This window comes from Alkalibacterium sp. MB6, from assembly GCF_009935905.1.
Lineage (GTDB): Bacteria > Bacillota > Bacilli > Lactobacillales > Carnobacteriaceae_A > Alkalibacterium.
Genome location: NZ_PREX01000071.1, coordinates 1 through 788, shown reverse-complemented (window position 1 = coordinate 788; position 788 = coordinate 1). Strand labels below are relative to the sequence as shown.

Sequence of the window (788 nt, the reverse complement as noted above, 5' to 3'; positions counted from 1 at the left end):
AAATGGGCTTGCACATGTACTTTCGTATTCTTCTTAATCCGAGAAACGAAGAAATACCCGTCCCAATGCATTTGATCAAATTGAGCGAAATCAAGATAGCCACGATCAAAAACGTAAGTAGCCAGTGGCTCATTAATAAAAACTTCTAAGTGTTCATGATCATGTTCAGAAGCAGGAGAGACTTCAAATTGTTCAGGGTGCACCCAACGTTCATTCATGAAGCAGACTTTTAAATGCAACTTTATGCCAGCTTTTGTCGGTCGAAAATACGCCCATGGATAGGAATTCTTGCTAAATGAAAAAGTTGAGGAATCAATCAGATAGAGTTTTTCTTTCGATTTTACCTCCGTCTTTTTATGCACTAGAGAAAGTAAGTGATTAAAAATCTCCAGTAATACACTTGGTTCAAGTGCCCGTAGGGCCCGAGAAAGCTGAGAGTAACTGATGGAGTCTATCCCCATCACTTTTTTTAAATTCGGATTGACAAGTTGCTGGTCTAGGTGTCGTAAACTTTCCGTTTCATCGTTAATGGCATACAGAAACAGCTTTATTGCTTTCTTAAATGTCAACTTCTTTGCGTAACGATCAAATTGTTCGATGGCTTGACGAGAGTCAAAGCTTAATTGTTCTAACTTAATATACGAAAACCATTTATTTATGGTCATTTTTGTTTTATACTTATCCATGTGTAGATCCTTTGTATTGGTCTTGGATAAGTCATCCGAGTACTAGTATAAAGGATTTTTTTATACGATGGAACAGTTTAAAATTTTAATGCAACACTAGTG

At 36.7% G+C, this 788-nt stretch carries 1 protein-coding gene; it reads right to left on the bottom strand.

The window, feature by feature from the left end; translation table 11 throughout:
* Window positions 1-686, bottom strand: a 686-nt coding sequence (locus tag C3945_RS11710) for an IS4 family transposase (protein ID WP_161879828.1), incomplete at its 3' end; no start/stop codon positions are given.
* Between the last annotated feature and the right edge of the window lie 102 nt (window positions 687-788).